This is a genomic window from Helicobacter cinaedi CCUG 18818 = ATCC BAA-847, from assembly GCF_000155475.1.
In the GTDB taxonomy this organism is placed as follows: Bacteria; Campylobacterota; Campylobacteria; order Campylobacterales; family Helicobacteraceae; genus Helicobacter_C; species Helicobacter_C cinaedi.
This window is the reverse complement of the sequence record NZ_DS990400.1, coordinates 1-1,293: the sequence shown is the minus strand read 5'-3', so window position 1 is coordinate 1,293 and position 1,293 is coordinate 1. Positions and strand designations below refer to the sequence as shown.

Annotated in this window: 2 protein-coding genes; both read right to left on the bottom strand. The window is 32.3% G+C overall.

Going from position 1 to position 1,293, the window contains the following annotated elements; all coding sequences use genetic code 11:
* Positions 1–20: 20 nt before the first annotated feature.
* A complete protein-coding gene (locus HCCG_RS10985) occupies positions 21–680 on the bottom strand; it encodes a hypothetical protein (RefSeq protein ID WP_002957621.1) in 660 nt (219 codons plus the stop codon).
* A partial coding sequence (locus HCCG_RS12305) for a hypothetical protein (RefSeq protein WP_002957620.1) occupies positions 677–1,293 on the bottom strand: 617 nt, incomplete at its 5' end. The genes HCCG_RS12305 and HCCG_RS10985, both read right to left, overlap by 4 nt.

Below are 1,293 nucleotides of genomic sequence, written 5' to 3'. Positions count from 1 at the left end.
GTGAGATGTGTTTGAAGCACTCATCTATTAATCTTTCCTATCCACTTTATAATATTTCCTTTTGAATCTATTTCAACACTTAAGTCTTTGTATTTGTTATAAAATCTAGGGGCTAGGATTTCATTAAAGTATTTTGTGCCTTTGGGCGTAATATCCACCCACACATTATATCTGCTCCAACACTTAGGATTATCCCAAAAACTTTCTTTGGTAAGTTTTGCATCACATTTCACTTCCCACGCAAAATATCGTTCATTATTGATAAAGTTTTCCTTAAAATACTCCCAAGCTTCCTTGCAAGATTGCTTATAATTAGAGAGATTATAGAGAGAATCTATCGCCTCATCAAGACTTGAGCCAAACTCTATGTGTTGCTTTAAAAATGCCTCTTGTATAATATGCAAATATTCCTTTTCATAGTCATTTAGCCATTCACTCATCAATACTTCATCAACCTCGTGCCATTCATAAAGTAGCTGATTATAAAGACTAAATTCTATCAACTCCAAAACATCTGCCCTATTTGCATTGGGATAAGCGATGCGATATATATCCATAAGGCTTGTGTTTGTATTTCTTAAAGCCTTGTGATTACGCCAATCTCCAAAGAGACGATGAGTTTTAGAATCTATCATTTTATAATGCTTAATGCTAAAGTTTTGCATATAGGATTTTATCATTTTTCAAACCATTCTAAGATTTTGATTATAAATGTTCCATCTTCTTTTTTGATTTTAGTATATCGTATATGAATTTTATGAATCATATTGACTTGTTTGCCATTATGCGTAGTTTGAGTCCGAATATCAATAGTCGGTTTTCCTCCACTCATTCTTTGATTAGAATAAGTCCTATATTGCACGATAGTGTTTGTATAGTCTCTTAAGGCATACTCCTCTCTGACACCTTTTGCTTCTATCTTATCTGGCAATCTGTATGTTCCATGAGTAAATTCATCTTTTAGCTCTCTTAATTCTTTTAGACTACTAACCTCATAAATAGCCTCCTTATTTCTTGGTAAATTCAACTTTTTGACATTATGCAAAGTATCAAGTCTTTGTTCTATCTTTTTCCAAGTAATAGGCTCTTTTGGGGTATTGCTTCCAAATTTTGAAAATATTTTTAGTCCTCTCAAAATAGGGATAAACATAGCACTCATATCTTGCAGTGCAGGGTCGTCCATATGGTATAGAGTATAAAGAATCTGCAACATTTCACTATCATCATCTTTAGCTTTTATAATTATTTTGTCATAATAAGCTTCATTTACAAAATGTGTTGCATATTCAAACT